We start from the raw sequence: 1,395 nt of genomic DNA on the forward strand, positions 1-1,395 counted from the left end.
ACGCGCACGACCGCCGCCCCCGGCCGGGCTGTCCGGTCGGGGGCGGCGGCCTGTCCGTCGCGTGCCGTCAGGCGGCGAGCGGTACTCCGGCGTGGGAGGACGCCGGGGTGAGGGCCAGGTCGAGCACGGTGCGCACGTCGGACACGGCGTGCACGGTCAGGCTGCCGAGCACCTCGGCGGGCACGTCGTCCAGGTCGGGCTCGTTCCGCTTGGGGATGATGACGGTGGTGACCCCGGCCCGGTGGGCGGCGAGCAGCTTCTGCTTCACACCGCCGATGGGCAGCACCCGTCCGGTGAGGGAGACCTCACCCGTCATCGCCACGTCGGGCCGGACCTGGCGTCCGCTGAGCAGGGAGGCCAGCGCGGTCGTCATGGTGATGCCGGCACTCGGGCCGTCCTTCGGTACCGCGCCCGCGGGCACGTGCAGGTGCACGCCGCGTTCCTTGAGGTCACCGACCGGGAGTTCCAGTTCGGCGCCGCGGGAGCGGAGGTAGGACAGCGCGATGTGTCCGGACTCCTTCATGACGTCACCGAGCTGCCCGGTGAGGGTGAGCCCCGAGCCGCCGGTCTCCGGGTCGGCGAGCGACGCCTCGATGTAGAGCACGTCGCCGCCCGCACCGGTGACGGCCAGGCCGGTGGCCACGCCGGGCACCGCGGTACGGCGCTCGGCCGGATCCTGGGCGGCCTCCGGGGTGTGGTGCGGCCGGCCGATCAGGTCCCGCAGGCCGTCGGTCGTCACCGTGAACGGCAGTTCCTGGTCGCCGAGCTCGGTGCGGGCGACGACCTTGCGCAGCAGCCGGGCGACGGTGCGTTCCAGGGACCGCACGCCGGCCTCCCGGGTGTACTCACCGGCGAGCTTGCGCAGCACGTCGTCGGTGACGGTGACCTCGTCGGCGGTCAGCCCCGCCCGCTCCAGCTGCCTGGGCAGCAGGTGGTCGCGGGCGATGGTGACCTTCTCGTCCTCGGTGTAGCCGTCGAGCTGGACGAGTTCCATCCGGTCGAGCAGTGGCTGCGGAATGGTGTCCAGCACGTTGGCGGTGGCGAGGAACACCACGTCGCTGAGGTCGAGTTCGATCTCCAGGTAGTGGTCGCGGAAGGTGTGGTTCTGCGCCGGGTCGAGGACTTCGAGCAGGGCCGCCGCGGGGTCGCCGCGGAAGTCGGAGCCGACCTTGTCGATCTCGTCGAGCAGCACGACGGGGTTCATCGAGCCGGCTTCCTTGACGGCGCGCACGATGCGGCCGGGGAGCGCGCCGACGTACGTCCGGCGGTGGCCGCGGATCTCGGCCTCGTCGCGGACGCCGCCGAGGGCGACCCGGACGAACTCGCGTCCCATGGCGCGGGCGACGCTCTCACCGAGCGAGGTCTTGCCGACGCCGGGCGGGCCGACGAGCGCCA

General features: G+C 73.1%; 1 protein-coding gene. It reads right to left on the reverse strand.

What is annotated here, in order from left to right; all coding sequences use genetic code 11:
- Window positions 1-67: 67 nt before the first annotated feature.
- On the reverse strand, window positions 68-1,395 hold a 1,328-nt coding region (gene lon / locus ACYVE9_RS26910), incomplete at its 5' end, for an endopeptidase La (protein ID WP_461030501.1).

The sequence above is a fragment of the Streptomyces sparsus genome (genome assembly GCF_054776295.1).